At 66.8% G+C, this 6183-nt stretch carries 7 protein-coding genes; 5 read left to right on the top strand and 2 right to left on the bottom strand.

The genetic code is table 11. From position 1 onward, the window contains the following. The first annotated feature begins 105 nt into the window (after positions 1 to 105). Both ACWDTP_RS36675 and ACWDTP_RS36670 read left to right on the top strand, forming a co-directional pair. Positions 106 to 549 (top strand): acyl-CoA thioesterase, encoded by a 444-nt coding sequence (locus tag ACWDTP_RS36675; protein WP_450028122.1) that lies wholly within the window; start codon positions 106 to 108, stop codon positions 547 to 549. Beyond that, on the top strand, positions 533 to 967 hold the full coding sequence (locus ACWDTP_RS36670) for an SRPBCC family protein (RefSeq protein ID WP_450028121.1): 435 nt from the start codon (positions 533 to 535) through the stop codon (positions 965 to 967). The genes ACWDTP_RS36675 and ACWDTP_RS36670 overlap by 17 nt, the downstream gene beginning before the upstream one ends. Here the strand turns inward: ACWDTP_RS36670 and ACWDTP_RS36665 are convergent. Together ACWDTP_RS36665 and ACWDTP_RS36660 are read right to left on the bottom strand one after the other, a co-directional pair. Beyond that, positions 867 to 1259 (bottom strand): hypothetical protein, encoded by a 393-nt coding sequence (locus ACWDTP_RS36665; RefSeq protein WP_450028120.1) that lies wholly within the window; start codon positions 1257 to 1259, stop codon positions 867 to 869. The genes ACWDTP_RS36670 and ACWDTP_RS36665 overlap by 101 nt on opposite strands. A gap of 420 nt (positions 1260 to 1679) precedes the next feature. Beyond that, complete coding sequence (locus ACWDTP_RS36660; protein WP_450028124.1) at positions 1680 to 2372, bottom strand: GntR family transcriptional regulator; 693 nt, start codon at positions 2370 to 2372, stop codon at positions 1680 to 1682. 115 nt (positions 2373 to 2487) lie between these two features. On the opposite strand from ACWDTP_RS36660, the gene fadD5 reads away from it, so the two are divergent. The 3 genes from fadD5 (at position 2488) to ACWDTP_RS36645 (ending at position 6007) form a co-directional block, all read left to right on the top strand. Next, positions 2488 to 4161: a fatty-acid--CoA ligase FadD5 gene (fadD5, locus tag ACWDTP_RS36655; protein WP_450028123.1), complete on the top strand. Its 1674-nt coding sequence runs from the start codon at positions 2488 to 2490 to the stop codon at positions 4159 to 4161. Between the two features lie 174 nt (positions 4162 to 4335). Then, positions 4336 to 5136: an MlaE family ABC transporter permease gene (locus tag ACWDTP_RS36650; RefSeq protein ID WP_450028119.1), complete on the top strand. Its 801-nt coding sequence runs from the start codon at positions 4336 to 4338 to the stop codon at positions 5134 to 5136. A 1-nt stretch (position 5137) separates the two neighbouring features. Continuing rightward, on the top strand, positions 5138 to 6007 hold the full coding sequence (locus ACWDTP_RS36645; RefSeq protein WP_450028118.1) for an MlaE family ABC transporter permease: 870 nt from the start codon (positions 5138 to 5140) through the stop codon (positions 6005 to 6007). Positions 6008 to 6183 lie beyond the last annotated feature (176 nt).

Genomic DNA, 6183 nt, shown 5'->3' with positions numbered 1-6183 from the left:
GGACACCGTCAACGGCTGGGACCCGGTGTATGGGCGTGGCGCGCCGATGGTTTCCAGGACAGCTCCGCGGATTCTCACAGCCACCAGCCTGTCAGACTGACCGGCATGGAAGCGCCCCTGTCGACGACGGATTTCCCCGTGCACTGGCCGGTGCTGACCCGGTGGACCGACAACGATATGTTCGGCCACCTCAACAACGCGGTGTACTACGAACTGTTCGACACCGCGATCAACGCCTGGATCAACACCAGCTGCGATATCGATCCCGTCGCGGCGCCGTGGCTGGGGGTGGTGGCCGAGTCCGGGTGCCGCTACTACGGCGAGCTGAAATTCCCCGATCCGCTGGTGGTCGGGCTGTCGGTGGCGCGGCTGGGCAACAGCAGTGTCACCTACCGTCTTGGGCTGTTCGAGCCGGACGGGCCGGTGGCCGCCGTCGGGCACTGGGTGCACGTCTACGTGGATCGCACGACGCGCCGCCCGGTACCGATTCCCGGCCCGATCCGGTCGCTGCTGGGCTCGATATGCTCTGCCGATGCCGCTCGTGAGTAAGACCGTCGAGGTCGACGCCCCCGCTGACAAGATCATGGCCATCGTCGGTGATTTCGAGGCCTATCCGCAGTGGAATCCCGAGATCAAGGGCTGCTGGATCCTGGCCCGCTACGACGACGGACGGCCCAGCCAGCTGCGTCTGGACGTTGAAATCCAAGGCCAGTCGGGGATGTTCATCACCGCGGTGTACTACCCCGACGCGAACCAGATCTACACGGTGTTGCAGCAGGGCGACCACTTTTCCAAACAGGAGCAACGATTCTCGGTGGTGGCGGTCGGGGCGACCGCACTGCTGACCGTCGACCTCGAGGTCGAGGTCAAGCTGCCGATCCCGGCTCCGATGGTGAAGAAGGTGATCGGCGAAACCCTGGATCACCTGGCCAACGCCCTCGTGGCGAGGGTTCAGCAGCTGGCCTGAGGTCGGCGGCCGCCGCACGCAGTTCGGCCACCCGCTCGCGGATGCGGTATTCGGTCGAGCGCGGCATTTCTCCGGGTCGGTACCGGCCGTGTCTGACGCGGTACACCCGACCGCGCGCCATCTCCCAGCGCAGCGCGTCGGAGATCGCCTTCGACGGCCTGCCTGCGGTGGTGAAGCCCTGGTCGTCGAGCGCGTCGACCAGATCGGCGACCGACTGCGGGCCGCACCGCAGCAGCTGCATGGTCAGCACATAGCGCAGGCTGGTGCCCTTGAGCAGGAGTTTGTCCGTCATGTCGGCACCGTGCCACCGAGGTCCGACAGGTTCGGCCCGGGTGTGAGGAGGTCACGGCCGCGCGACGGGCACTCGAGGTGCCCGGCTGTCAGCGACTTTTCCGCGACAATCGCCACTCGGGTGTTCAGGCGCCTCAACGGCCCCATAGTCAGTGATCGCACCCGCCCCTGACATCACTGCACCATCGTCAGCCTCACCAGCCCAGCGCCCGATTGATAGCGACTCTGTCGCTGATAGCCGGACAGCCCGAAATCCGTTGCGTACGAGGCGGATGGGGTGCCAGTGACGTGAGTAAAGACCGCGGCTGGGACGAGCGGGGTCCACGGTGTGGATGAGGTGATTGTCGCTGAAAAGTCGCTAATAGCCGGGCAGGTCGATGGTCGTTCCGCCGCGCGACACGCCACCGCGCGACCCGCCGGCTCAGTCCCACATCCCGACCGCGTCGAGCCGCGCGATCAACCGCTCTGCGCCGTCGCTGAACTGTGCGGCGGTGAGCTCGGCGACGGTGTCGGCATCGCGGCGTCGCAGTGCCGCGATGAGTTTCCGGTGACTCGCCAGGGTCTCGTCCGCCCAGCGGGGATCGGTCGCATAGGTCAGCGCCGGCAGGTAGCGCGCGACGTGCAGCAGGAACCAGGCCAGTTTGATCCGGCCGCTGGCCTGGTTGAAGGCGCGGTGGAAGGCGAACTCCGCGGACGAGACCTCGTCGGGGTTCTGCCGTTCGACGGCGGCCGCGAGTTCACCGTTGAGGCGTTCGAGCTCATCGATCTGGCCATCGGTGATGCGCCCCGTGGTGGTGACGGCCAGCTCGCGGGCGATGGTGGCCTGCAGCCAGAAGATGTCCTCGACGTCGGTGCGGGTCATGGCGACGACGACGTGGCCGCGGTGCGGCTCGAGCCGCACCATGCCCTCGCCGCGCAGCGTGCGCAACGCCTCGCGGACCGGGGTGATGCTCACCCCGAGGGCCGCGGCCGTCTCGTCGAGCCGGATGAAGGTGCCCGGCCGCAGTTCCCCGGTCATGATCTCGGCCCGCAGTCGCGTCGCGACCTCGTCGGAGAGCTGCTCCCGCCGCACCCCGCCGTGTCGTCGCACGGCCGTTCTCACCGGCGCGTTCACGTGTGTCCTGGTCACCTTTCGGTCCGTGTGCTGCGGGGTTGTCCCCGGGGCGCCGAGGCCATAATGTGACCCAGACAACTCCATGTTTGATCAAATATAAACGTCGTGCAACCCGATAGGTCTTGGAGAGCCGTTGACTGCCTCGCCGTCCCCGATTGAGCAGCCGTACCTGGCCCGGCGCCAGAACTGGACCACCCAACTCGCGCGGCACGCGCTGATGCAACCCGACGCCACCGCGCTCCGCTTCCTGGGGCACACCACCACATGGGCCGAGTTCGACGACCGGGTGACCCGGCTCGCCGGCGCGCTGAGCCGTCGCGGGGTCGGCGCCGGCGACCGCGTGCTCGTCCTGATGCTCAACCGCCCCGAGTTCGTCGAGTCGGTCCTGGCCGCCAATCGGCTCGGCGCGATCGCGGTGCCGGTCAACTTCCGGATGACCCCGCCCGAGATCGCCTTCCTGGTCGGCGACTGCCAGGCCAGCGCGATCGTCACCGAATCGGTGCTGGCCGGGGTCGCGACCGCGGTCCGCGGACTCGATGCGACCCTGTCGACGGTCATCGTGGCCGGCGCCAGGGCCGCCGAGGACGACGACGTGCTCGACTACGACGTGCTCATCGCCGAGGACGGGGAACCGGCGCCGCCGGTGGACATCGCCGACGACTCCCCGGCGCTCATCATGTACACCTCGGGAACCACCGGCCGGCCCAAGGGCGCGGTCCTCACCCACATCAATCTGGCCGGCCAGGCGATGACGGTGCTGTTCACCAGCGGTGCCGACATCCACAACGACGTCGGGTTCATCGGGGTACCGCTGTTCCACATCGCCGGCATCGGCAACATGATCATCGGCATGCTGCTCGGCAGGCCGACCGTGATCTACCCCCTCGGGGCCTTCGACCCGGGCAGTCTGCTCGACGTGCTCGAGGCCGAGCGGGTCACCGGGGTCTTCCTGGTGCCGGCCCAGTGGCAGGTGGTCTGCGCCGAACAACGGGCCCGCCCCCGCGACCTGAAGCTGCGGGTGCTGTCCTGGGGAGCCGCCCCGGCCTCGGACACCCTGCTGCGGTCGATGTCCGAGACCTTCCCCGGCACACAGATTCTCGCCGCCTTCGGCCAGACCGAGATGTCCCCGGTGACCTGCATGTTGCTGGGCGACGATGCGATCAGAAAGCTCGGCTCGGTCGGCACGGTGATCCCGACCGTGTCGGCCCGCGTCGTCGACGAGAACATGAACGATGTGCCGGTCGGCGAGGTCGGTGAGATCGTCTACCGCGCCCCGACATTGATGTCCGGGTACTGGAACAACCCGCAAGCCACCGCGGAAGCCTTCGCAGGCGGCTGGTTCCACTCCGGGGACCTCGTCCGCCAGGACGAGGAGGGCTACATCTGGGTCGTCGACCGCAAGAAGGACATGATCATCTCCGGCGGGGAGAACATCTACTGCGCCGAGGTGGAGAACGTCCTGGCGGCCCACCCGTCCATCGTCGAGGTCGCGGTGATCGGCCGGGCACACGAGCAGTGGGGTGAGGTGCCAGTCGCCATCGTGGTGTTACGGGCCGCGTTGTCCGACCCCCTGAGCCTCGACGACCTCGACGGGTTCCTGACCGAGCGACTGGCCCGCTACAAGCACCCCAAAGTGCTCGAGATCGTCGACGCCCTGCCCCGCAATCCGTCGGGCAAGGTGCTCAAGACCGAACTCCGTCAGCGCTACGGTGCGGAGGCCCGGCGTGACGTTAGCGAAAGTAACTCTGCAACAACGGTTTCTGCAGGTCAAAACATAGATCGACGATGATATGCGAGGTTTGCTAACGGTTGGAGGCTCAATCCAGCCGATGCGGTGCACCGCCCGGAATGAATCGGGTACAGTCCTGTGGTCTCAGTTACTACCCACGAGTAGGGAGATGCAGATCTCGCACATTGGTTTGTGCCGGGGGCGAGGCGTGCGCCAGGCCGAAGGGGAGCACCGGTGACAACGTCGACCGATGGCCTGGTTGGGTACGTCCGCGGGCAGATGGAGAAGCCGCTGGCGATGGTCGGCGGCTTCTTCAAGATGACCGTCCTCACCGGGAAGGCGCTGCTGACAAGGCCTTTCCAGTGGAAAGAGTTCGTGCTGCAGAGCTGGTTCCTGATCCGGGTCGCCTTCCTGCCCACGCTCGCGGTGTCGATCCCGCTCACCGTGCTGATCATCTTCACGCTGAACATCCTGCTGGCCGAGTTCGGTGCGGCCGACGTGTCGGGCGCCGGTGCGGCGCTCGGCGCGGTCACCCAGTTGGGCCCGTTGGTCACGGTGCTCGTGGTCGCGGGCGCGGGCTCCACCGCCATCTGCGCCGACCTCGGCGCCAGGACCGTGCGCGAGGAGATCGATGCGCTCGAGGTCCTCGGCATCGATCCGATCGAACGGCTCGTCGTTCCCAGGGTCGTCGCATCCACCTTCGTGGCGTTCATGCTCAACGGCGCGGTGATCATCATCGGCCTGGTCGGCGGCTTCTTCTTCGGCGTCTACATCCAGAACGTCTCCGCGGGCGCCTACGTCTCCACCCTGACCCTGCTCACCGGCTTCCCCGAGGTGATGATCTCGGTCATCAAGGCCACCCTGTTCGGCCTGATCGCCGGACTGGTCGGGTGCTACCGCGGCCTGACCGTCGCGGGCGGATCCAAGGGTGTGGGGACCGCGGTGAACGAGACGCTGGTGCTGTGCGTGGTCGCCCTGTTCGCGGTCAACGTGGTGCTCACGACGATCGGTGTGCGGTTCGGGACGGGGCACTGAGATGAGCACCAACGCCGTTCTGCGAGCCCGGTTCCCCAGGGCCTACTCGCGCACCGCCGACTTCGCCGGGGCGCCGGCCCGGATGCTCGACAGCATGGGCCACGTCGCGTGGTTCGTCGTGCAGGCCATCGCCCACATCCCGCATGCGGCCCGGCACTACCGGCGGGAGTCGCTGCGGCTGGTCGCCGAGATCGGCATGGGCACCGGTGCGATGGCCGTCATCGGTGGCACCGTCGCGATCATCGGCTTCGTCACGCTGTCGGCGGGTTCACTGATCGCCATCCAGGGCTTCGCCTCCCTCGGCAACATCGGCGTCGAGGCGTTCACCGGGTTCTTCGCCGCCCTGGCCAACATCCGCGTCGTCGCGCCCGTCGTCACCGGCCAGGCACTGGCCGCGACGGTCGGGGCCGGCGCCACCGCCGAACTCGGCGCCATGCGGATCAGCGAGGAAGTCGACGCGCTCGAAGTGATGGGCATCAAGTCGATTTCGTACCTGGTGTCCACCCGGATCATGGCAGGCGCGGTCGTCATCATCCCGCTCTACGCCATGGCGATCCTGCTGTCGTTCATGTCGGCGCAGTTGGTCACCACCATCTTCTACTCGCAGTCGGTCGGCACGTACGAGCACTACTTCCATACGTTCCTGCGGGTCGACGACGTGATGTGGTCCTTCCTCGAAGTGATCATCATGTCGGTGATCGTCATGTTGAACCACTGCTACTTCGGCTATTTCGCCAGTGGCGGTGCCGTCGGTGTGGGTGAGGCCGTGGGAAGGTCGATGCGTACCTCGTTGATCGCGATCGTGCTGGTGGTCCTGTTGGCCTCGTTGGCGCTGTACGGCACCGACCCGAACTTCAACCTCACGGTTTAGCGCCATGACCGCGCCTCTGAACAAGTCGAAAATCCCGCCCTACAAGCTCGCCGGCCTGGTGCTGGCGCTCGTCACGGCCCTCGTGCTCGCCTTGACCTGGATGCAGTTTCGTGGGGTGTTCGAGGACAAGGTGGCGTTGACCGTGTTGTCGGGGCGGTCGGGGTTGTCGATGGATC

It is taken from the genome of Mycobacterium sp. NPDC003449, from assembly GCF_053588415.1.
This window is presented reverse-complemented; position numbering and strand designations above follow the sequence as displayed.

Excerpts from the sequence above, each read along its gene's own strand:
- ACWDTP_RS36675 (WP_450028122.1), top strand. The coding sequence starts at position 106 with ATGGAAGCGCCCCTGTCGACGACGGATTTCCCCGTGCACTGGCCGGTG.
- ACWDTP_RS36670 (WP_450028121.1), top strand. The coding sequence starts at position 533 with ATGCCGCTCGTGAGTAAGACCGTCGAGGTCGACGCCCCCGCTGACAAG.
- ACWDTP_RS36665 (WP_450028120.1), bottom strand. The coding sequence starts at position 1,259 with ATGACGGACAAACTCCTGCTCAAGGGCACCAGCCTGCGCTATGTGCTG.
- ACWDTP_RS36645 (WP_450028118.1), top strand. The coding sequence starts at position 5,138 with ATGAGCACCAACGCCGTTCTGCGAGCCCGGTTCCCCAGGGCCTACTCG.